General features: G+C 69.0%; 24 protein-coding genes. 14 read left to right on the top strand and 10 right to left on the bottom strand.

Annotated features, from left to right (window positions below; translation table 11 throughout):
• The first annotated feature begins 119 nt into the window (after positions 1 to 119).
• The 3 genes from EAS64_RS28010 to EAS64_RS28020 all read left to right on the top strand — a co-directional run bounded on the left by EAS64_RS28010 (position 120) and on the right by EAS64_RS28020 (position 3,670).
• Positions 120 to 872 carry an SAM-dependent methyltransferase gene (locus EAS64_RS28010; RefSeq protein ID WP_187366229.1) on the top strand — a complete coding sequence of 251 codons (753 nt, stop codon included), beginning with the start codon at positions 120 to 122 and terminating at the stop codon, positions 870 to 872.
• A gap of 11 nt (positions 873 to 883) precedes the next feature.
• Positions 884 to 1,618 carry a VOC family protein gene (locus EAS64_RS28015; protein ID WP_145857804.1) on the top strand — a complete coding sequence of 245 codons (735 nt, stop codon included), beginning with the start codon at positions 884 to 886 and terminating at the stop codon, positions 1,616 to 1,618.
• Between the two features lie 135 nt (positions 1,619 to 1,753).
• On the top strand, positions 1,754 to 3,670 hold the full coding sequence (locus EAS64_RS28020) for a glycosyltransferase family protein (protein WP_145857806.1): 1,917 nt from the start codon (positions 1,754 to 1,756) through the stop codon (positions 3,668 to 3,670).
• Here EAS64_RS28020 and EAS64_RS28025 read toward each other — a convergent pair.
• The 4 genes from EAS64_RS28025 to EAS64_RS28040 are packed head-to-tail and all read right to left on the bottom strand — an operon-like array spanning position 3,631 to position 7,121.
• Positions 3,631 to 4,416 carry a FadR/GntR family transcriptional regulator gene (locus EAS64_RS28025; RefSeq protein ID WP_222849662.1) on the bottom strand — a complete coding sequence of 262 codons (786 nt, stop codon included), beginning with the start codon at positions 4,414 to 4,416 and terminating at the stop codon, positions 3,631 to 3,633. The genes EAS64_RS28020 and EAS64_RS28025 overlap by 40 nt on opposite strands.
• A gap of 2 nt (positions 4,417 to 4,418) precedes the next feature.
• On the bottom strand, positions 4,419 to 5,303 hold the full coding sequence (locus EAS64_RS28030; protein ID WP_145857808.1) for an enoyl-CoA hydratase/isomerase family protein: 885 nt from the start codon (positions 5,301 to 5,303) through the stop codon (positions 4,419 to 4,421).
• Between the two features lie 17 nt (positions 5,304 to 5,320).
• Positions 5,321 to 6,325, bottom strand: a complete 1,005-nt coding sequence (locus tag EAS64_RS28035; protein WP_145857811.1) for a transketolase family protein — start codon at positions 6,323 to 6,325, stop codon at positions 5,321 to 5,323.
• Positions 6,318 to 7,121 carry a thiamine pyrophosphate-binding protein gene (locus tag EAS64_RS28040; protein WP_145857812.1) on the bottom strand — a complete coding sequence of 268 codons (804 nt, stop codon included), beginning with the start codon at positions 7,119 to 7,121 and terminating at the stop codon, positions 6,318 to 6,320. Before EAS64_RS28040 ends, EAS64_RS28035 begins: the two co-directional genes overlap by 8 nt.
• Positions 7,122 to 7,435: 314 nt before the next feature.
• Between EAS64_RS28040 and EAS64_RS28050 the strand changes: the two genes are divergently transcribed.
• The gene (locus tag EAS64_RS28050) at positions 7,436 to 7,765 is read left to right on the top strand and encodes a MarR family winged helix-turn-helix transcriptional regulator (RefSeq protein ID WP_145857816.1); all 330 of its coding nucleotides are present in this window, start codon (positions 7,436 to 7,438) and stop codon (positions 7,763 to 7,765) included.
• Positions 7,766 to 7,778: 13 nt separating this feature from the next.
• Here the strand turns inward: EAS64_RS28050 and EAS64_RS28055 are convergent, their stop codons facing one another.
• The 3 genes from EAS64_RS28055 to EAS64_RS28065 form a co-directional block, all read right to left on the bottom strand.
• Entirely contained in the window at positions 7,779 to 8,243 is a 465-nt protein-coding gene (locus tag EAS64_RS28055) for a MarR family winged helix-turn-helix transcriptional regulator (protein WP_145857818.1), read from the bottom strand.
• Between the two features lie 119 nt (positions 8,244 to 8,362).
• On the bottom strand, positions 8,363 to 9,073 hold the full coding sequence (locus EAS64_RS28060) for an SDR family NAD(P)-dependent oxidoreductase (protein WP_145857820.1): 711 nt from the start codon (positions 9,071 to 9,073) through the stop codon (positions 8,363 to 8,365).
• 126 nt (positions 9,074 to 9,199) lie between these two features.
• The gene (locus tag EAS64_RS28065; protein WP_145857822.1) at positions 9,200 to 9,664 is read right to left on the bottom strand and encodes a MarR family winged helix-turn-helix transcriptional regulator; all 465 of its coding nucleotides are present in this window, start codon (positions 9,662 to 9,664) and stop codon (positions 9,200 to 9,202) included.
• A gap of 167 nt (positions 9,665 to 9,831) precedes the next feature.
• Here EAS64_RS28065 and secD point away from each other — a divergent pair, with 167 nt between their 5' ends.
• The 7 genes from secD to EAS64_RS28100 all read left to right on the top strand — a co-directional run bounded on the left by secD (position 9,832) and on the right by EAS64_RS28100 (position 15,923).
• The gene (secD, locus tag EAS64_RS28070; RefSeq protein WP_145857824.1) at positions 9,832 to 11,451 is read left to right on the top strand and encodes a protein translocase subunit SecD; all 1,620 of its coding nucleotides are present in this window, start codon (positions 9,832 to 9,834) and stop codon (positions 11,449 to 11,451) included.
• A 260-nt stretch (positions 11,452 to 11,711) separates the two neighbouring features.
• Positions 11,712 to 12,134, top strand: coding sequence for a DUF1003 domain-containing protein (locus EAS64_RS28075; RefSeq protein ID WP_222849663.1), 423 nt, complete (start codon positions 11,712 to 11,714; stop codon positions 12,132 to 12,134).
• A gap of 51 nt (positions 12,135 to 12,185) precedes the next feature.
• Positions 12,186 to 13,079, top strand: a complete 894-nt coding sequence (locus EAS64_RS28080; protein ID WP_222849664.1) for a hypothetical protein — start codon at positions 12,186 to 12,188, stop codon at positions 13,077 to 13,079.
• Positions 13,076 to 13,555 (top strand): VOC family protein, encoded by a 480-nt coding sequence (locus tag EAS64_RS28085; protein WP_145857828.1) that lies wholly within the window; start codon positions 13,076 to 13,078, stop codon positions 13,553 to 13,555. Before EAS64_RS28080 ends, EAS64_RS28085 begins: the two co-directional genes overlap by 4 nt.
• A 24-nt stretch (positions 13,556 to 13,579) precedes the next feature.
• Positions 13,580 to 14,182 (top strand): redoxin domain-containing protein, encoded by a 603-nt coding sequence (locus tag EAS64_RS28090; RefSeq protein WP_145857831.1) that lies wholly within the window; start codon positions 13,580 to 13,582, stop codon positions 14,180 to 14,182.
• A 12-nt stretch (positions 14,183 to 14,194) separates the two neighbouring features.
• Complete coding sequence (locus EAS64_RS28095; RefSeq protein WP_145857833.1) at positions 14,195 to 15,145, top strand: NAD(P)H-dependent flavin oxidoreductase; 951 nt, start codon at positions 14,195 to 14,197, stop codon at positions 15,143 to 15,145.
• Positions 15,146 to 15,239: 94 nt separating this feature from the next.
• Positions 15,240 to 15,923: a nitroreductase family protein gene (locus EAS64_RS28100; protein WP_145857835.1), complete on the top strand. Its 684-nt coding sequence runs from the start codon at positions 15,240 to 15,242 to the stop codon at positions 15,921 to 15,923.
• Positions 15,924 to 15,930: 7 nt separating this feature from the next.
• Here the strand turns inward: EAS64_RS28100 and EAS64_RS28105 are convergent, their stop codons facing one another.
• Both EAS64_RS28105 and EAS64_RS28110 read right to left on the bottom strand, forming a co-directional pair.
• Positions 15,931 to 16,197 (bottom strand): acylphosphatase, encoded by a 267-nt coding sequence (locus EAS64_RS28105; RefSeq protein WP_145857837.1) that lies wholly within the window; start codon positions 16,195 to 16,197, stop codon positions 15,931 to 15,933.
• A 47-nt stretch (positions 16,198 to 16,244) separates the two neighbouring features.
• The gene (locus EAS64_RS28110) at positions 16,245 to 16,628 is read right to left on the bottom strand and encodes a (R)-mandelonitrile lyase (protein WP_145857839.1); all 384 of its coding nucleotides are present in this window, start codon (positions 16,626 to 16,628) and stop codon (positions 16,245 to 16,247) included.
• Positions 16,629 to 16,756: 128 nt separating this feature from the next.
• Between EAS64_RS28110 and EAS64_RS28115 the strand changes: the two genes are divergently transcribed.
• Together EAS64_RS28115 and EAS64_RS28120 are read left to right on the top strand one after the other, a co-directional pair.
• Entirely contained in the window at positions 16,757 to 17,740 is a 984-nt protein-coding gene (locus EAS64_RS28115) for an alpha/beta hydrolase (RefSeq protein ID WP_145857841.1), read from the top strand.
• Positions 17,737 to 18,885 (top strand): glycoside hydrolase family 3 N-terminal domain-containing protein, encoded by a 1,149-nt coding sequence (locus EAS64_RS28120; RefSeq protein ID WP_145857843.1) that lies wholly within the window; start codon positions 17,737 to 17,739, stop codon positions 18,883 to 18,885. The genes EAS64_RS28115 and EAS64_RS28120 overlap by 4 nt, the downstream gene beginning before the upstream one ends.
• 3 nt (positions 18,886 to 18,888) lie before the next feature.
• Here EAS64_RS28120 and EAS64_RS28125 read toward each other — a convergent pair whose 3' ends face one another.
• Positions 18,889 to 19,305, bottom strand: coding sequence for a hypothetical protein (locus EAS64_RS28125; protein ID WP_145857846.1), 417 nt, complete (start codon positions 19,303 to 19,305; stop codon positions 18,889 to 18,891).
• A 208-nt stretch (positions 19,306 to 19,513) separates the two neighbouring features.
• Between EAS64_RS28125 and EAS64_RS28130 the strand changes: the two genes are divergently transcribed.
• A complete protein-coding gene (locus tag EAS64_RS28130; RefSeq protein WP_145857848.1) occupies positions 19,514 to 20,752 on the top strand; it encodes a glucose-1-phosphate adenylyltransferase in 1,239 nt (412 codons plus the stop codon).
• Positions 20,753 to 20,767 lie beyond the last annotated feature (15 nt).

A 20,767-nucleotide genomic window follows, 5' to 3' on the forward strand; every position in this document is an offset into this window, starting at 1 on the left:
AGCCACCGTTGCCGGAACAACAAGATCAAAGACACTTTCATGTCGATGCAGCAAGCTGCGGAGGCATGGCCGGGTAATTCAACAGACACAGGCGAGATCCAGGCATAAGATCACGCCGTGTGACCAACCCCTCCGGCTTCGGCGCCGGTGCACGGCTGACGTTTCACGGGCCGCTGTCCGCCGCGCGTGCTAACCGCCTCGCCGCCGACCTGGCCGCAAGCAGCCCCGCGAGCGTCGTTGAGTACGGCTGCGGATGGGGTGAGTTCCTGCTGCGGGTGCTGGAGGCCGCGCCAGCCGCGAGCGGCACCGGCATCGACATTAGTGCCAGGGACATCGCACACGCCAGGGATAACGCCGAGGCGCGGGGCCTGTCCGGCAGGGTCTCCTTCATCGAGGGCCCGGCGACGGAGCATGCCAGCCCGGCCGATGTCGTCATCTGCAGCGGCGCCGATCAGGCGTTCGGCACCATCCCCGAGGCGCTCAAGGCGCTCCGGCCCTTGGTGAACCCAGGCGGGCTGCTGCTGTTCGGCGCCGGAATCTGGGACCGCACGCCGACCAAGGAGCAGCTGGCGCACATGTGGGAGGGCACCACTCTCGATGAATTCCTGCACCTCGCCGATCTCGTCGAGGTGGCGGTGGTGGAGGGATTCCGCCCGCTGCGCATCGAAACCGCGACCCGCGGCGAGTGGGAGGAGTTCGAGTCCGGGTACGCCGCCGGCTCCGAAGCATGGCTGCTTGCCAACGGGAACCATCCCGAGGCCGACGAGGTAAGGGCCAAGCTCGACGCTCACCGGTCCATCTGGCTGCGCGGCCATCGCGACGCGCTGGGCTTCGCCTACCTAACCCTCGGCGTCCCGGACTGCTGGCCGTAATGTGAGGTCCCATGACCACGATCCTCGATCACCTCGCCGTGGGCACGCCGGACCTCTCCGTCGGCTGGGACCTGTTCACCGGCGTCCTAGGCGGAACCTGGGTGTACGGCGGCGACTCTCCTGGGTTCTGGTGGGGCCAGCTGGACTACGCCGCGGGTCCGAAGATTGAGCTGCTGACACCCGCCGCGCATCCTGAGGTGGACTTCCTCGAGCGCTTCCTTGCCACCCGCGGCGCGGGGCCGCACCACTTCAACTTCATGGTGAGTGACATCGAGGCCGTGCTGGCCAGGATCAGGGCGTTCGGCATCGAGCCCGTCGGTGTCAACCTGGCGAGTCCGGAGTGGAAGGAAGCGTTCCTGCACCCGCGCGTGGCGCACGGCATCGTCATCCAGGTCGCTCAGCAGTCCGGCTCGCCGGAATCCGAGCCGCCGCGCGAGCTGCCGGAGCCTGGCCCGCCGTGCCGCCTAGACCTGATCGAGCACCATGTCGGCGACCTTGACGGCGCGGTGCGGCTGTTCCGTGACGTCCTTGACGGCAGCCTGGACGCGGCCGGCTCCGAGACCGTCGAGCTGACCTGGCCGGGAGGCAGGCGGATCAAGCTGGTACGCGAGGACGGCCTGCCGCTTGGCGGTGCGCTGCACCACGTCCGGTTCGCCCGCGTAGCAGGCGCGTTCACCACCCAGGACCGCGAGCGCGCGGGCCTGCTGGCGAAGCAACTCGGACTGACCGTGGAACTGGCAGGCTAAGTAAGAGGATGCGCGCCCGTCCCCTCTGATTTTGGTCTCCGCCGAGTTAAATCTCCGTATGAACCGCCGGGCCGCCAGCTACCTCCGTGACTGACTCACTACGCTGAGCTAAGCGACGCGTGTCAGGGGGACCGCATGGATGCCGCCGACTCCGGGACTTCAGGCCTGCGCGGCGAACCACCGGTTACCGCGCCGTGGGCCCGTCTGGCCCGGACGGCGGTTCTGCGGGCCGCCCGGCGGGCCGGTGACTGGGGCCGCCGTCCGCCGGCCCAGCACCTGCTTGCCTTCGCGGCGTACTTGGCGGCTTTCGTCATCGCGGCTGGCCTGCCGCTTGCCCGCCACCTGAACGTGCCCAACCTGCGCCAGTACTGGACAGACGTCCAGTTCTACACCTGGAGCCTGCGCTGGTGGCCGTATGCGGTGTCGCACTGGACCAATCCGCTGTTCTCCGCCCAGATCGGCGCGCCGCACGGCTACGACCTGGCGTGGGCGAGCACCGCACCCGCGGTGGACCTGGCGATGTGGCCGGTGACGGCCGCATTCGGCGCGGTGGTGGCCTACAACGTCATGCTGCTGCTCGTCCCGCCGCTGTCGGGCCTGGCGACGTTCGCGGCGGCGCGCCGGCTGACCGGGCGGTTCTGGCCGTCGCTGGCTGCCGGCGCCGTCTACGCCTTTTGCCCCTATGAGCTGACGCATACCTGGCAGGGACAACCGAACCTCACGATGATCGCGCTGTTCCCGCTGCTGGTCTACCTGGCGCTGCGCTGGTGGGACGGCTCCCTGAGCACGGCAAGCTTCGTCGGGTGGACGGCTCTCGCCCTGGCGCTTGAGTTCTACACCTTCGACGAGGGCTTCTTCGAGCTGACCCCGGTACTGGCGGGTGTAGTGGCGATCGGCTTCCTGGTCGCCAGGCGCGTCGACCGGCCCGACGTGGCCAGGCTGGCGGGGCTGACCGCCATGGCCTACGCCGGAGCCGTCGTCGCGTCCGCGCCCTATCTGGTGTACGCGCTGCGGCACTCCCATGCCTCGTTTTCCAGACAGCGGCCCGGGTTCTCGCTGCCGTTGATCCGGCTGGTCGTCCCCGCCTCCTCGCAGGTGTTCGGTGTGGCCTCACTTGCCGGCTACTCCGGCCGTATCGGCCGTACCGGGATTGACAACTATGTCGGCATACCGCTGCTCCTCATCCTGGTGCTGCTGGCCGGCCTGACTTGGCGCCGCAGCAGGCTCGGCAGGCTGTTGCTGTTCGGTTTCGCGTTCGTGATCGCGCTCGCCGTCGGCCCTGACCTGGCGGTGACCGGCATCAAGCACACCTACCCGGTGCCGTGGCGCGGCCTGTGGGCCCTGCCGATCGCGCGTAGCGCCGAGCCGTCGCGGTTCATCGTCTTCGGGGTGTTGATCCTCGCGCTCGCCCTGGCGCTCTGGCTGGCGGCACCGCTGGGACACACGCCGTACCGCACAGGGCACCGGCCATATCGCATGGGGCACTGGCCGTATCGCGCCGCCCGCTGGGGACTCGGCTTGCTCGCGGTCGCGGCCATCCTCACCGACTCGCCGACGGCCTACCAGGCGATAAGCCCGCTGCCGTCGAACTACAAGGCGCCGGCCACCATGCACGCGGTCAACCAGCTTCCGCCGTTCATCACCCAGGGCATGTACCGACGGGTGCTGCACCCCGGGGAGATCGTTGTCATCCTCACCCACCGCGGGAACGCCGGCATGCTGTTCCAGGCCGCCACGGACTTTTACTTCCGGATCGCCGGCGGCTACATCAACGCCTCGCTGACGCCCGTCAACGCCATACCGCACCCCATCACCCTGCTCGCCAATCCGAGCAGGAAGGCGTTCGGGCTGTTCGATGCCTACCTCCGCTCCTCCGGTGTCGGAGCCATCGTCGTCGAGCAGGCCTGGGAGGAGCCGTGGATGAACCTGAGCAGGCTCGGCATGCACGGCATCTCGGTCGGCGGCGTTACGGTCTATCCGATGGGCCCGTGGCTCGTGGCCCAGGCGCCCGTTCACCCGGCACTGTGTGCCGCGACCTCCGCGAGGTGCTGAGCCATGACGTGATGATGACGCAGAACCGCGATCCTGCCCGCCTTCTCGTCGCGGTCGCGCACGGCCGCGAGGATCGGCGCGTGCAGTGCGGTCAGGCCTGCCGCCTCGCTCGGCCGCAGCCAGTCAGGGACGGTGCCGCTGCCGATCCAGTTCCGGTACTCGTAGTTGATAAGCGTCTCATGGACGCTCTCGTAGATGGAGGCGAGAAACGGGTTGTGCGACGCGCGGACCAAGGTCGCGTGAAACTGCGTGTCGGCGCTTATCCAGGCGGCGGTGTTGCCCACGCTTGCCGCGAGCCGGCGCAGCGCTGCCTCTCCCGCGTCGACCTCCGCGGGGGAGGCGCGCGTGATGGCCTGCGTGATGCCGTCGCTCTCCAGCCACAGCCGCAGGTCGTTGAGGTGCACGACGGATTCTTTGTTGAGGCTCAGCATCAGGCTGACCGTCGCCGCGAGGCTGGTCTCCGGCTTGCGCCGCACGTAGGCGCCGGAACCGCGCCTCGATTCGACGAGGCCCTTGACGATCAAGATCCGGATGGCCTGGCTCACGGTCGGTCGGCTGGCCCCGGTGAGCTGTGCCAGGTCCCGCTCCGAGGGCAGCCGGACTTCTTCAGCCAGCCCGGCCGAGACAATTACCTGCTCGATCTGGCCCGCGATCTCCGCGGCGACCGGCTCGCCGTCCCGTTGCCCGGCCGACGCAAGCAAGACCTGCCAGACCTCGGCGCCGTCGGTCTGCTTCGACCGGGCCAACGTCACGCACCGCCGGGCGTTACTTGACCGTCGAAGTTGTTCCTGCGGCCCTCGCGTACGTAGTCGACGGTCGCGCGGATGTGCTCGCCGCCATGCGCGGCGTGCCTGCTCGCGACGTGCCCGAACATCTGGATGCCGAAGCCGCCGTCGAGGTCCTCCATGACGCGGCGCTTCCACGGGCGGCGGATGATCTGCGTCGTCAGGCGGCGGATGGTCCGCGGCTGGGTCATGATGTGGTCGGCGATGGCGAACCCGCGCGCGATCAGGTCCTCACCCGGCACGACCTCGTTGACCAGGCCGTATTCCAGCGCCTTGCGGGCGTCGATCGCCTCTCCCGTCAGCAGTGCGTAGGCGGCGCGCTTGGTGCCGAGCAGTTCCTGGAAGGCGTTGTGTATCCCGTCGGCGGGGACCGAGCCGATGTCGTAGTGCAGGTCGAACAGCACGGCGTCTTCCGCCGCGATGGTGATGTCGCACATGGTGAGGATCTCGGTGTGGAAACCGGGCCCGTTCACCAGGCCGATGGTGGGAATCTCCAGGTCGTTGACGAGTGCGCTGACGTTGATCCGCCCGTCCTTGTAGGCGTACTCGTAGGCCCAGTGGTCGAGGTTTTCCTCCTCGATCGCGAACCCTTCGGGGTCGGAGCGCATCATGAACTCCTCGCCGGTCCCGGTCAGGATGAGGATCTCGTTTTCCGGATCGGCGCCGACGACCTTGAGCATCTGGCCGAGCGCCCGGTGGTTCTGCACGCTCAGCTGGATCGGGCCGCCGACGGTGTGCGCCTTGACGAGCAGCACGCCGTCGTCGCGCCGGCTCATGGTGAAGAAGTCCTTGAAGAACTCGCTGTACTCGTCGAGCTTCGGCGTCGGTAGGAACTCCTGCAACGACATGCGGTGCCCGCCTTTCTCTATACCGGGGCGTATTCGCCCGCGGCGGCCTCGGTGACCGGTACCTGCGGGGGAGGGCCGTTGCGGTGCAGCAGCTCCCACGCACGGTCCACGATGTCCTGGGTGCCGAGACCGTACTTCTTGAAGAGGAACGGTGGAGTGCGCGCCCCCTCGGCGAACGTGTCACGCAGTCCGACGCGGCGCAGCGGGCGGCCAAGCCCGGCCTCGGCCATCGTCTCCGCCACCGCGGATCCGAGCCCGCCGATCACGCTGTGGTTCTCGGCGGTGATCACCGCCGAGACCGTGCTCACCGTCCGGATGACTGTCTCGGTGTCCAGCGGCTTGATGACCGCCACGTTCACCACGGTCACGCCGATCCCCGCGGCGCCAAGCGTGTCGGCCGCACTGACGGCGGCAGGCAGCATCATGCCGCTGGCGATGATCGCGAGATCCCCGCCCTCGTTCAGTACCTCTGCCTTTGTCAGCGAGAACTCATGGTCACCGTCGAAGATCACCGGGATCTCGCCGCGCTTGAGCCGCAGGTAGACGGGTCCGGGCAGATCCGCGATGGCCGGCAGCGCCGCGCGGATCTGCGTCGCGTCGGCGACGTCGACCACGGTCATGTTCGGGATCGCGCGCATCAGGGCGACGTCGTCGATCGCCTGGTGGCTGGGGCCGCCGGGACTTGACACGCCGGGCATGAACCCGACGATCCGCACCGGCAGCCTTGGGTAGGCCACGCTGTTGATGATCTGGTCGAGCGGCCGGCGCGTCGCGAACACGCCGAAGGTGTGCACGAACGGCAGGAACCCGCGCCGTGCCAGCGCCCCGGCCATGCTGATCATGTTCGCCTCCGCCATGCCGGCGTGAATGAAGCGCTCGGGTATCTCCTCCTGGAACAGGTCGACCTCGGTCTGCCTCGTCAGGTCCCCGGTCAGGCACAGGATCTCGGGGCGGGTGCGCGCCAGGTCGACGAGCGCACGGCCGTACGGCTTCAGCACCGTGGGATAGGGCTGCCTACGCAAGGCGCGCCTCCAGTTCCTTGACGGCGGCCTCGGCAAGCTCGGCCGGCAGGCTGATGAAGTGGCCGTCCGCGCCCTCGGGCAGGACGGACAGGCCGTGCCTGGTTGAGGTGCGCGCGATGACCGCGGACGGCCGGGGATCGGCGATGGCGGCGCGCAGCGCGGCGTCGAGTGCCGCGACGTCATGCCCGTCGACGTCGAAGGCCGCCCAGCCGAAGCTCTCCCACTTCGCGGCGATCGGCTCCAGGGTGGTGATCGACGAGACGGGCCCGTCGACCTGCGAGTCGTTGGCGTCGAGCAGCACCGTGAGCGAGCCGAGCCGGTTGTGCGCGGCGAAGATCGCCGCCTCCCAGACCTGCCCCTCCTCCAGCTCGCCATCGCTGACAAGGGCGAAGACCCGCGCGCCCGCGCGGCCCTGCAGCCGGTCGGCGAGCGCGAGCCCGACGGCACCGGACAGTCCCATGCCGAGCGACCCGCCGGTCAGGTCGACCGCGGGGGAGCGCTCCGTCCCGATCGCCTCGAGCGCGGAGTCGTCGAAGCCGTAGGCCGTCAGCGCGTCCTCGTCGAGCAGGCCCGCCTCCGGTGCCGCCGCGAAAGCGGTGATGATGTAGTGCCCGGGCGAGACGACCAGGCTGTCGCGGCCCGGATCGTAGTGCCCCGAATACAGCGTGGCGAACAGCTCGGCCGACGAAAGCGCCTGGCCGAGGTACCCGAACCCGTGCGGCGCGACCATCCGCACCGCTCGCAGCCGGATCACGTCGGCGAACCGCGCCGCGGCCGGCACGTCGATGGCAGTCATCCGCGGGCAGCTCCTCGGGTATTCTGGCTAAGTCATAATAGTGGCTAAGCCAGAATAGGGTCGGCCGCCGTGCCCGGTCAACGGGGCCCCAGGTGCCGCCGGAAGAACCGCGCCGTCTCGTCAAGCGCCTCGTCGGCCTCGTCCAGTTCGCCGAACCGGTTCTGGAACACGTGCGTTGCCTGCCGCGCCACGTGCAGCGTCACCTCGACGTCATCGCGCGCGGCATTGGCGGCGAGGCGCACCGCGTCGTCGAGCAGGACCTCATGGGAGCCGGCCTGGAGTGAGCTGATCCACGTGGACTTCGACTCCGGGCAGTGGTCATCGACCTGGTGCGCGAGAACTGCCGCGTGCTTGACATCGTGCGCGAGGTCGCGATCAGCGTGGGCGCCGCGAGCAAGGCGGTGGACCGCGTCGAGGCGGCCGGCTGGTGCCGCCGCACCGCCAACCCGCACGACAGGCGCTCGTCCTACCTTGAGCTCACCGCGGCCGGCCGGCGACTGCTCGACGCCGCGCGGCCCACCTTCGCCGCCGAGACCGCCGAACGCCTTTCCGTCCTCAGCGCGAAAGATCGCGCCACGGCCGGCCGGGCGCTTGCCACGCTGCGCCGGGTGCTGGAAAACCGCCAGCGCACCCCGGAGGAGTGAAGCCGTGTCTTTGTCAGCGGCGCAGTTCGGGTGAGTCGAGCAGTTGCACGAGCATTTCCGCCAGCTGGCGGGTGCGCTCGCCGTCGATTCCGCCAAGCGGCTTGCTGAGCTCGTCGCGCAGCCGGACTACGCGCGGCATCGCCTCCCGCACCGTGGCAAGGCCCTGGTCGGTTAGCGTCAGTTCCACCGCGCGGGTATCGACGGTGCTCGCCGAGCGCTCGACGAACCCGGCGCGCTCGAGCGCGCGGACCAGCTTGGATATATAGACGGCGTCCAGTCCGGTCAGGTCGGCGAGCTCCCGCTGGCTCGGGCGTGCACCGCTGCGGGACATGCCGTAGAGCGGGGCGAGCACGGCATACTGCGCCTGCGTGAGGCCGAGCGGTTCGAGCACCCGGTCCATCGCGGCGCGCCACCCCATGGACAGCCGCCAGATCAGAAAGCCGGCGTTGTGGCGCACCTCGGCCTCGATGTCGCTCATAAATTAAATTTACATGGAAACTATTTGTCGCGACCGTGACTCGCCGCATCCGCGGCTGTGCGTCACGGCCGCTGCGCCGCCCCGCCCGGCGTGTTCCTAGCCGGGCGGGGCAGCTGGCGTCACGGCCTGATGAACTGTGCGTTCTGCCGCTCGAGCGCCTTGACGGCGCCGTCGCGCCAGCCGTCGGCGATGGTCTGCGAGAACGGGTCGGGGAAAATGTCTTCCTCGTCCTTCTCCACCCCGTCGAAGACGCCGCTCGCGACGGACTCGGGCGACGCCTTCGGGATGTCGAGCGCGGCGACCATCTCGGTGTCCACCGGGCCGAGTATCGCCGCGTGCACCCGCACGCCATGGCGCGCCAGTTCCGCCCGGAGCACCTGAGACAGCGAGAAGGCGGCCGCCTTGGTCATCGAGTAGCCGGGGAGCACCGGAATGGCGCCCCAGGCGGCGAGCGACGAAATGTTGACGATGGCCCCGCCGGCCCGGATCAGCGACGGCAGGAACGCCTGCGTCACGTCGTAGGTGCCGAGCAGGTTGACCGCGATCTGCCGCTCGAGCGCGGGCCGGTCGCCCAGTTCCTCGTACAGCGCCAGGCCGGCGTTGTTGACCAGGACGTCGACCGATGCGGCCTCCTGCGCGGCTTCCCTGATCTGCGCGGCGCTTGTCACGTCGAGCAGTAGCGGGGTGACGCGCTCGTCCGGATGCTCCGACGGCCGCCGCGCGGCCGCGTACACCCGCCGGGCGCCGCGGTTGAGCGCCTCCGTCACGAGCGCGCGACCCAGACCGCGATTGGCGCCAGTTACCAGGACTGTCTTGTCGGCGATTAGCATGCCTGTCCCTCTCGGTTCCGCCCCGCTGCCGCGGGGCATCGGCGGGCCGCCCGGTCTGGGCGGCCCACTGATACCGATCCGGCCCGTGCCCGCGACTCGCCGCGATTTCGCCGGCGAATTCCGGCGCTAGCTCGCGACCGGAGCCGCCTGCGCGACGAGTTCGTCAGCGCGGGCGGTGACCCCGACGAGAACGCGGTGCGCGACCGCCAGATCCTCGGGGACGAACCCGGCGTACAGCGCGCGGATCGACGGCGCGGCCGCCTCGTTCAGCCGCGCGAGGAGGGCAGCGCCCTCCGGTGTCGCCTGCGCGGGACCGGAGGAGTCCTGCGCCGTTCCGGTAGCATGCCCGCCCTCCTCGAGCCCGGCGAGGAGCTCGGCGACCGCGTCCGCGCTCAGCCCGAGCTGCGGCTGGTTGGCAAGGAAGGCGTGCAGCTCGCGCGGCCCCTGCGGGCCGCGAACCACGAGGACCCGCAGCGCGACGTACTCGTGCCTGCTGACTCCGGTCGGCTCGAGTGCGCGCTCGAGCAGCCTGGTGACCGCTCCCTGGGCCTCGGCGATGTCCTGTCCGGTCAAGATCGGTGGAGGTGCCATTGTCTGTTCCTCTTCTCCTGGGCGATGAAAATAATGTACATGGAAACAGTTTCTATGGCAACTGTGTCAAGTTTCGATTCGAAACCGTTGGCACCGCACGCACCCAGCCTTCGTTGAACGGCTGTCAAGCGCGCGAGCGCACACGACGTCGATGACGAAGGAAGACGATGAAACCCCCAAGCAGAAGCGGCCCAAGGCCCGTTCGCGCGCTGATCGCGCTGGCCGCCATCATCGTGATCATGCTGATCTCGGTACTCGGCAACGAGACCCTCAGCCCAGGGAAGTGGCATCAGCAGTTCAAGGTCGGTCTCGGTCTTGACCTGTCAAGCGGCACCGAGGTGGTGCTGAAGGCGGAGACCCATGACGGCAAGGCGCCGGCCAGCGGCGAGATGCGGCAGGCGATCGCGGTCGAGCAGTCCCGGGTGGACCGCACCGGTACCTCCGGCGCCCAGGTGCAGCAGCAGGGCAGCGACACGATCAACGTCACTGTGCCGGGCAAGCCCTCCTATGACCTCGTGACCGTGGTGAGCCGCTCCTCTCAGCTGAGCGTCCGGCCGGTATACCTCGAGGCACCGTACGTCCCGCCATCAGCGGCCAGCGCAAGCCCGGTCACCTATGGTGACGCCGCACTTGTGAACGCCGCGACACTGAAGCTGTTCGACAAAGAGGTCTGCACGCCCGGCCGCGACGCCAGCACTGTCAACCCGAGCTGGCAGAAGACGGTCGGCTATTCGCCCTCGGGAGACCAGTGGGGCGCCCTGAAGGGCCAGATCGTGTCCTGCGACTCGAGCGGGACCAAGTATGTGCTTGGCCAAGCCGCCTACGTGGGCAGCGACATCACGTCGGTCAACGCCGGGCTGCAGCAGGACAGCGCCCAGTGGGTGGTGGACCTGTCGCTCGACAACGGGGCCGCCGCGAAGTTCGCGACGCTCACCACCAGCCAGTACGGCTCGTACTACGCCGGCTCCCACAGCGGCAATCCCGATGACCAGGCGCTCGACTCGACCGCGGTCGTCCTCGACGGCAACGTGACCTCCGCAGAGGAAACGGCCCAGCCCATCACCGCCGGCAACGTGCAGATCACCGCGGGCGGCAGCGCCGGGTTCACCCAGGCGCAGGCGACCAGCCTGGCGGACACGCTCAAGTACGGCTCGCTGCCGCTCTATTTCAAGGCGCTGACCGCGAACACCATCTCCGCGCAACTCGGCCGCAGCTCGCTCGACGCGGGCCTGATCGCGGGGATCATCGGGCTGGCCCTCGTGACGGTCTACCTGTTCGCCTACTACCGCGGCCTCGGCCTGGTGGCGGTCTCCAGCCTGCTGCTCGCGGCGCTCCTCGCCTACCTGTCAGTGGTGCTGCTCAGCAAGTACCAGCACTTCACGATGTCGCTGTCGGCCATCGCCGGCCTCGTCGTGGCGATCGGCATCACGGCGGACTCGTTCATCATCTACTTCGAACGGCTCCGCGACGATGCCCGCGACGGCAAGTCGCTGCGCTCGGCCGCGGAGAGCGGCTGGAAGCGGGCACGGCGCACCATCCTGGTGTCGGACACGGTGTCGTTCCTGGCGGCAGCCCTGCTCTACCACTTCGCGGTCAGCGACGTGCAGGGCTTCGCCTACACCCTCGGCCTGACCACGCTCATCGATGTCCTGGTCGTGTTCCTGTTCACCAGGCCCATGGTGACGCTGCTCGCCAGGACAAGGTTCTTCGGCGGCGGGCATCGCTGGTCCGGCCTCGACCCCGCCCGGCTCGGCGCCAAGGCGCCCTGGCGCTCCTCAAGACGCTAGCCCATTCTCCGGCCCGTCCCGGTCATGGCTTCGCGTACGTGACCGGGCGGGTCGCGGGCTGCTTGCGGCCACGGGATCATTGCCTTTGCGGTGGGTGCTGGCCCGAGAACCGCCACCGCCTAAGACGAGAGGCGTTCACCATGGCTGATCCCGATCAGGGCGCGCAACCTCCGCCCCCGGCGCAACCGACGACCGACGCGCAGGCTTCACCCACGGCGCACGTGCCTGAGACCGGTTGGCTGGCGACGACGCTGAAAGGCGTGCGATACACGTTGCCGAAGCCGCACCGGCAGCATCCGGTTGTCCTGGAGATGGACGCGCAGCGGGCCGCGAGCGCCCAGCTGAGGGTCGCCGACTGGATCACCGCCTTCGCCGGGTCGATGAACTTCGTCTACCTGCACATCGCCATATTTACGATCTGGATGGTGTTCTTCGAGCCCAAGCCGTGGCCGACGCTGACGCTAGTGGTGTCGCTCGAGGCGATCTTCCTGTCTACGTTCGTCATGATCGGCCAGAACAGGCAAGCCGCGTTCCAGCAGGCCAAGGCGGATCACGATTTCACCGAGCAGGAACTTGAGCTTAAGACCAACACTGACATCACCCGTGAGATCGACAGACTCACCACCGAACTGCACCAGCGACTGCTGAGCCAGGCCGGCCGGTCCGCGGCCCCGCCGCGCTGACCAGAACGCGCGTAGAATCCGGGCATAGGCCGTGGGGTGCGGGAGGGTGCCGTGCGAGTCGCTGCTGCGGGCAACGTGTCCTGGCTCGCTTCTCGGGTGAACCTGCCGCCGATCAAGTTTCCGTCCGCGGTGCACGTGCCGTCCCGGGTGCGCATCCCCGTCGGCCGCGCCGACCTTTCCCTGCAGCCGATGATGTGGATGTTCCTGGCGATCCTGTTCACGTTCCTGATCGCCAGGCTGGTGACAAGGACCATCCGTTCGGGCAGCGGCGGCCGGGCCGGGCTCGGCAACGTCAGCATCGGCGGCAACCACGTCCATCACCAGGTGTTCGGCATCCTGATCATCATCGGGACCGGCATCGTCCTGATTTCCCAGGAGCCGCACGGCGCGGCGCTCGATGCGGCCGCCGCCGTGTTCGGCGCGGGCGTCGGCCTGACCGTCGATGAGTTCGCGCTCTGGCTGCACCTGGAAGACGTCTACTGGACCGAGCAGGGCCGCAAGTCGGTCGACGCGATCTTCTGCGTCCTGGTGATCACCGGGGCACTGATTGGCGGCGTCGACTTCGTGACCGGCCGGATCGGCACCGCGGCCTGGTGGTCATCGGTCGCCGTCATCGCCGTCAACCTAGCGTTGTGCGTGATCTGCCTGCTCAAGGGCAAGGTGATGACCGGCATCATCGGCATCTTCATCGGCCTGGTCGCCCTGGTCGGCGCGCTCAGGCTGGCCAAGCCCGGATCCTGGTGGGCGACCCACCGCTACGCCGCCCGCCCGCGCCGCGCTGCCCGCGCCGCCCGGCGCTTCGACCACCGCCACATCCAACGCTGGAACCAGCTCCGCGACTTCATCGCCGGCGCACCCCATCTGCCATCCAATGATCGGCGAGGCCACATCGGGGGAAGGGGTGATCAGCAGGACCGTCGTGCCGCCGAAATGGAGCAACCGTGACAGAACCCGCGCCCCGCATTGACTACGCCAACCTGCCCATGCCAGAAGACGGCTTTCTGGTGACGATGTTCATCACCGTCCGGAGCGTCGCGCGGTCCAGGGACTTCTACTCGCGCGTGCTGGGCGGCACGGTCGTCCTTGAGGAGAATCCGTGCATGGTCAAGCTGTCCAACTCGTGGATCATCATGAACCCGGGCGGGCCGCCGACTCCCGACAAGCCGGGCATTACGGTGGCCGACTATCAGCCTGGTGACACCACCTCGATCTTCTTGAACCTGCGGGTCGCCGATATCCAGGCCTGTTACGAGGACTGGAAGGCGAAGGGGGCCGAGTTCGTCACCCCGCCCATCGACCGCGAAGCCGAGATCCGCTGCTACATGCGTGACCCGGACGGGTACCTCATCGAAGTGGGCCAGTCCACCGGCTTGCTGCACGGCAAGCTTGCCGCAAAGCGCCCGGAGGACCTTCCCGGCTGAGCCAGAAGAGAGGCGTTTCATCCCGTGCGTTCCGATATCGTCCCCGGTGGCAGCTTTCCCGATTACGCGCTGCCCGACCACACCGGCACCATGCGCACGCTGAGCGAGATCCAGGGCCGGGACCCGATGATCCTCACGCTCGCGCGCGGCAACTACTGCCCGAAGGAGCACCGCCAGCACCTGGAGCTTGCCGCGCACTATCCGGAGATCACGGTGGCTTACACGCAGATCGCCACAATCGCGACCGACGACCATCACACGCTGCAGGAGTTCCGCGGCTCGGTCGGCGCCCAGTGGCCCTTCCTGTCCGACCCGGGGCGGGTTGTCCAACAGGACCTGGACATCCAGGAGTACACCGACCCCGACCACAACCCGATGATCCCGCACACTCTCGTGCTCAAGCCGGGCCTTGTCGTGCACAGGGTCTACAACGGGTACTGGTTCTGGGGGCGTCCGTCGTTCTACGACCTGTGGCGTGACTTGCGCGAGGCGACCGCCGAGATCCGGCCGGACTGGGACCTGAGCACCCCCGGCCTGCGGGAGGCCTGGGACGCCGGCGACTACTCGAATTTCCACGGATGGGACCGGCGGTCCCCGCAATCGACGCCTACCTCCTATGAGTCATAAGACCGGAGGACCATGACCACGCCGGTGTGTGAGTTGCTGGGGATTGACCTGCCGATCGTCCAGGCACCCATGGCCGCCGTTCCCGGCCTGGCCGCGGCGGTCTCGAACGCCGGCGCGCTCGGCATGGTGACGCTGACCTGGTCCGAAGACGCCGGTGACGTCGTACGCGAGACGACGGCTCTGACGGCGCGGCCGTTCGGCGGCAATCTCGTTCTCACCGAAGACCACCACCGCCGCCTCGGCCAGGCCCTTGAGGCCGGCCTGCGGATCGTCTCGTTCATGTGGGGAGACCCGAGCGAGTACATCGAGCAGGTGCACGACGCCGGGGGGCTTGTCCTGCTCACGGTCGGCAGCGCCGCGGAGGCACGCCGAGCGGTCGCGTCCGGCGTGGACGTCGTCGTCGCGCAAGGCTGGGAGGCAGGCGGGCACGTCTGGAGCGAGGTTGCCACTCTGCCGCTGGTGCCCGCCGTGGTGGACGCGGTGGCGCCAGTGCCGGTGATCGCAGCCGGCGGGATCGGTGACGCTCGCGGAGTCGCCGCGGTACTCGCCCTGGGTGCCCAGGCCGCCTGGCTGGGGACACGGTTCCTGCTTGCCGAGGAGATGCCGATCCACGAGGACTACAGGCAACGGCTGATAGCCGCCGTGGAGACCGATTCGCAGTGGTACCCCGACCTGTACGAGGCCGGCTGGCCCGATTCTCCGCACCGCGCCCTGCGCAACTCAACGTCCAGCGCGTGGGAGTCCGCTGGCCGCCCCCCACCCGGGCAGCGCCCGGGGGAGGGCGACGTGATCGCACACTTCGCCGACGGCGAGGCAATCGTTCGATACGAGCCAGCGCCGCCGATGGAGGGGACGACGGGCGACATCGAAGCACTCTCGATGTGGGCCGGACAGGGCGTCGCGCTGGTGCGGCAGCGACAGTCAGCGGCAGACATTGTTGCCGAGCTAACCTCTCGCCTGTGACCTAACGCGCGTGCAGGTGTTGGCGCCCGCGCCGCACTGCCAGGTCCAAATCCTGGATCAAGTTCTGACCCCCTGCTCGTGGTAGAGATGGAGCATGGGAACTGCAGAAGCGGCCGGCGGCGATCCGGCGGACGAGAAGTCGCTAACCGTGCTCGAGGCGCTGCACTCGACGCCCGCCCGTCGGTACCTGTCGGCAGAGCCGATCCCCGATGACGTCCTGTGGGCCATACTCGACGCGGCGATCCGCGGCCCGTCCGGCGGGAACGCCCAGCACTGGGGCTGGGTGGTGGTCACCGACCAGCAGGTCAAGGACCGCGTCGCCGCCTGGTACCGCGACAACTGGGACGCCGCCTACGGCTCGCGCCGCGAGCAGATTCTCAGCGGGACGGCGCCGCAGGGCGGCCTGACGCCACGCGGCTTCCTTGGCGCGGAGCACCTGGCGCACCACATCCAGGAGGCCCCGGTGTGGATCTTCGCGGTCCTGCGCGGCGCGGCCGATGCGACAAGCCCGCGCGTCGGCTCGTCCATTTACGGTGCGGTGCAGCAGCTCTGTCTCGCCGCGCGCGCCTACGGCATCGGCACCTCGCTGACCACGCTGTACGGCGGTCACGAGGAGGAACTGCGCGAACTGCTCGGCCTGCCGGCCGACGCGCTGGCCATGGCGCTGATCCCGATGGGCTATCCCGCGCAGGGACGGTGGGCACAGCCAAGGCGCCGCCCGGTCGAGGAGGTCGTGCACTGGGACCGCTGGGACGCCAAGCGCTCCCGGCCGGAGTGACACGCGGCTACCTGATCTGGAATTCGCTGATGCCCTCGGGCTCTTCGGCGTGCACGCGGACGTCCGCCACCTCCGCGAAGCGCGGACCGCGGCGCGACCAGTCCACCAGGCGGCCGACATCGTCCGGCCGCCCCTCGAAGACGGCCTCGACGCTGCCGTCGGGAAGGTTCCGCACCCAGCCGTTCACGCCATGCTGTTCGGCCATCCGGCGGCACGAGTCGCGGTAGGCCACGCCCTGCACGCGGCCCGAGATGAGTACCCGGTAGCGGATCACACGGACACGTTACGCCGGGTTACCGCGGTCGCCGCCCCGCGGTCCGCCTATTCTCCCTGGTACTCGGCGTCGGTCACGTGCGGTCCCCACGACGCCGGTGCGCCCTCGGTGATCGACAGGTGGGTCATGAAATGGTCGGGAGCCGCGCCGTGCCAGTGCTCCTCGCCGTCGGGGGCGAACACCACGTCGCCCGGGTGAAGCTCGACGATCTGCTGGCCACGGGCCTGGACGCGGCCGCGCCCCTCGGTCACGTACAGGGTCTGGCCGCCGTTGTGCGAGTGCCACGCCGTGCGGGCACCCGGGGTGAAGTGCACGGCGGCCACGTTGATCTCCGACGGCGGCAGGCCCCGCGTGATCGGATCGAGCCACACCTCGCCGGTGAACGACTCGGCCTGTCCCTTGGCGGTCGGCGGCTTGCGAGAAATCTCCATCCGGTTCGTCCTCCCCCTGTCTCGCCCGTCGAGTGCGGCTGCACCGCAGCCAACTCAATCACGGCCGTGCCGTTCCATGACACCGGTCTCCCCGTACTATCGTCCGAAGCGGACGGAAGGGGACAGCCATGGCGCGTATCAATCGCCGGCTCCTGGTGTGGGGCTGGATCACCAGGCGGCAGGTGTCCGTCGCCACCATGAGCGACCCGGAAATCATCGCCGTGCAGTCCAGGAAGTTCCCCGTGAACGCGGTGACCCGCTGGCTGCTCGGCGCGGCCCCGTCGGGAGTCGAGGCAACCGACCGTTCGGTGCCGGGGGCCGACGGTCAGATCCCCGTCCGCGTCTACCGCCCGGCCGGGGCCTCCAGGGCCTCCGGGGACGGCGCGGGCAGGCCGCTCGTCGTGTACTTCCACGGCGGTGGGTTCGTCTTCGGCTCGCTGCCGATGGGCGACTGGATATGCGGCACGGTCGCAGAGCAGGTCGGTGCCGTCGTCGTGTCGGTGGACTACCGGCTCGCGCCTGCCCACCGGTTCCCCGCCGCGGTCGAGGACTGCTACGCGGCCCTCGCCTGGGCGGCGGGCAGCCAGGCAGAGCTGGGCGCCGCCGGACCGATCGGCGTAATGGGGGAGAGCGCGGGCGGCTGCCTGTCCGCCGTGATGTGCCTGCTCGCGCGCGAACGCGGCGGTCCCGCGATCGCCCACCAGGCGCTGATCTACCCGGTGACCGACATGACCGCCGACCGGTCGGCGGGCAAGCAGGACTTGCCGTTCCTTTCCGCCGCCGAGATGGACGCCTACAAGCGGCACTACCTGGGGCCCGACGGCGACGCGGCCAATCCGTGGGCTTCGCCGCTGCTCGCCGCCGATCACGCGGGCCTGCCGCCTGCCCTCATCCAGGTCGCCGAGCACGACCCGCTGCGCTCGGACGGCCTGCGCTACGCCGCCGCACTGCGTGCGGCGGGCGTCCCCGTCCGGTTCACCGAGTACGTCGGCGTCCCGCACGGCTTCGTCAACTTCCCCGGCCTGTCGAGCGCGGCCCACCAGGCCATGAACGAGGTCGTCGCGGCGCAGCGCGAAGCCCTCACCCCGGTAACGGAAGGTGACCGCCGATGAGGATCCAGCGGAAGTTGCTCGTGGCCGGTGCGCTGGCCCTGGGGCTCGCCCTGCCGACTGTGGCGTCGGCGCACGCGCTGACGACCCGGGCCGACGGCCGGGAGGCTGTCGGCACGGCCGTCCCGGCGAGCCTGTCGGCGCAGCAGCTGGCGGGACAGCGGGTGATCTACAGTTACTCGGGCCTGAACCCCCCCGCCAGCCTGATAACGCTGATCAAGCACGGCGAGGCCGCCGGCGTGATTTTCTTCGGGCAGAACATATCGAGCAAGACGCAGATCGCCGCCGTCATCAAGCGTCTTGAGCAAGCGAACGCCAGCCCGCTCAACCCGGTACGCGCACCGCTGCTGCTGATGACCGACCAGGAGGGCGGCGAGGTTCGCCGCCTGCCAGGCCAGCCGAACCTGTCGGAAAAGCAGATCGGCGCCCAGCCGCTGCCGCAGGCGAAAGCCCTCGCCACCGCGGCGGGCCAGGGCGCCGCGGCCAACCTGCGCGGCGTCGGCATGAATGTCAACCTCGCGCCCGTGCTTGACGTGTACCGCAAGGCAGGAGATTTCGATGACCAGTTCGGGCGCTCCTACAGCATGAAACCGGCGGTCGTGTCGGCGCTTGGCGCGAACATGATCAAGGCACAGCAGGCGGGCGGGGTGGCGGCCGCGGCCAAGCACTTCCCGGGCCTGGGGGCCGCCACGGCCGCCCAGAACACCGATGCCGGGCCAGTCACGCTCCACCTGACTCTGTCCGCCATCCGCGGCACAGACGAGGCGCCGTTCAAGACCGCGATCAGCGCCGGAGTAAGGCTGGTCATGCTGTCCTGGGCGGTGTACCCCGCGATACAGGCCCTGCCGGCCGGCCTCTCGCCGAAGGTCGTGCAGGGAGAGCTGCGGAACCGGCTCAAGTTCACTGGAGTCACCATCACCGACGCGCTCGAGGCGGGAGCGCTCAAGAAATACGGCAGCACCGCGAACCGCACCCTGCTCGCCGCGCGGGCGGGCATGGACCTGATACTCGCCTCCACGCAAGGCGTCACTCAGGGCCAGCAGGCTCGGGCCGAGCTCGCGACGGCCTACAGCAAGGGGATACTCGGTCACCAGGGGTTCCTGGCCAGCGTGAACCGCGTGATCGCACTGCGTAAGAGCCTGAAGTAGGCGTCAGGCTGGGTCACAGGGAATGGGATGCCGGCAGTATGCGCAGGTCGGATGGGCGGCCACCGAAGCCACCGCCAGGTCGACCGGGGCGCCGCAGTCCGGGCAGTGCGGAGCGACGTGCCAGAGGCCGCCGACTGCGGCGGTGTTGAGCAGGACGACCTTGGAATGATGGGCCGGATTGAACCTGACCCGCACGCTCTGGCCGACTTCAATGCGGCCCTTGAGGATCTCAATGGTGGTCTCGAACACGTCGCCCTCATCAGGCTGCACTCTGATTGTGGCGGTGTGCTCGTGGCCTTGCCCGAGCGCCAGGATGGTCGCCGTCCCTGGACTGCCGTCCCGAGCCAGCCGAAGCTTCTCGATGAGCAGCTTGTCATGCGCTGATCCTGCCGTCACAGCCGCCTCCACCGTGTTGCGCAAACCCGGTCATACGCTACCTGAGCCCGGCCCGTCTCGCCGGCTCTCACGATTGAGCTTGTCCGCTGCCGGGAACACGCATGGAAGATCGCTCTGCGCTCGCCGGTGCGGGTCAGGACGCTCGCCCCCCAGTAGTCTCGCGGCGCTGCCTCACGGCTGTGCGCCGCGCGTCGTTCACAAGCCGCGCCGGGGCGCGGCGGGGGGTGCGGGGATGATTGGCAAGCGGGTTCTCGGCATTGTCTTGGCGGGCGCGCCTGGACGGCGGCTCACACCGCTGACCGCGGAGCGGGCCAAGGGGGCAGTTCCGTTCGGCGGCCTGTACCGGTTGGTGGATTTCACGCTATCCAACCTGGTCAACAGCGGGATCCGGCAGATCTGCGTGCTGACGCAGTACAAGAGCCACAGCCTGAACCGGCATCTGGCGACCGCCTGGGAGCTGAGCAGCACGCCCGGCGACCACGTGATCCCCGTGCCGGCCCAGCAGTGGCGGGGGCCAGGCTGGCAAGCCGGGTCGGCGGACGCGATCTACCAGTCGCTGAGCTTGCTCGATGAACACCGGCCGGATCTCGTCGTGGTCTGCGGGGCCGATCACGTCTACCGCATGGACCCACTGCAGATGATCGACGAGCACGTGGCCAGGGGAGCGGGGGTGACGATCTCGGCGATCCCGATGCCGCGAGCACAGGCGACGGACTTCGGCGTGCTGCAGGCCGCCGCCGATGGCCATTCCGTCGAGGCGTTCCTGGAAAAGCCCGCGAGCCCGCCGGGCCGCGCCGGCCAGCCGGATGAGGCGCTGGTGTCCATGGGCGTCTACGTGTTCGATCCCGACGTGCTGATCGAGGCGTTGCACAAGGACGCGGCCGACGATGAAAGCGGGCACAGCGTGGGCGGCGATGTCATCCCCAGGCTGGCGCGCGAGGGTGCCGCGCATGCCTACGACTTCTGGCAGAACGAGGTGCCGGGTGCCTGCGCAGGCGACCGCTGCTACTGGCGGGAGCTGGGCACTATCGATTCCTATTTCAACGCGCACATGGACCTGTGCGCGACGGAACCGCGGTTCAACATGTACAACCAGGACTGGCCGATCGTGATGCGGCTGTCCTCCCAGCCGCCGGCGAAGTTCGTGCACGAGGACGGCGACCGGCCGGGACAGGCAGTCAACAGCGTGATCAGCACCGGCGTGATCGTATCCGGAGGGCTGATACGCAGCTCGGTCCTGTCGCCGGGAGTCCGCATCGAGGGCCGGTCCCGGGTGAACCGGGCGGTGATCTTGAACAACGCCTGCGTCCACCGCCACGCCGTCGTGGAGAACGCCATCCTGGATAAGGCCGTGGTCGTCTTGCCGGGTGCCATGGTGGGCGTGGACAAGGAGCACGATCGCGCCCGCGGATTCACCGTGTCCGCCGGCGGCGTCACCGTGGTCAGCAAGGGACAAGTCGTGGCGCCCTGATCTGCTGTCATGATA

This window comes from Trebonia kvetii (assembly GCF_007827045.1).
GTDB lineage: Bacteria > Actinomycetota > Actinomycetes > Streptosporangiales > Streptosporangiaceae > Trebonia > Trebonia kvetii.